General features: G+C 41.4%; 1 pseudogene. It reads left to right on the top strand.

The features are described 5' to 3' along the window. Positions 1-11: 11 nt before the first annotated feature. A pseudogene (locus tag SB773_RS32325) lies at positions 12-266 on the top strand (RNA polymerase factor sigma-54); the annotation flags it as partial.

Below are 266 nucleotides of genomic sequence, written 5' to 3'. Positions count from 1 at the left end.
CCCAGGAGCTTATGCAAGCAATTACATTGCTGCAATACTCCTCACAGGAGCTATCGGCATTCTTAGAAGATAAAATGGTGGAAAATCCATTACTGTCCCTAGATCAGCCAACATCTTCTTTATTTCAGCCAACCTTTGACCGAAAAAAGGGAAAACGGACTCTTAAAAATACGTATGATGCCAACTATTGGATTGAACAGATCAGTGAAGATACATTATCGCTTGAACAGCATGTCATGTCCCAGGTGAATCACCAGCAACTTTCC

This window comes from Bacillus sp. SIMBA_074, assembly GCF_046534555.1.
Classification (GTDB): Bacteria; Bacillota; Bacilli; order Bacillales; family Bacillaceae_G; genus Bacillus_A; species Bacillus_A mycoides.
The sequence above is the reverse complement of the archived record's forward strand: the minus strand, read 5'-3'. Positions and strand labels throughout refer to the sequence as shown.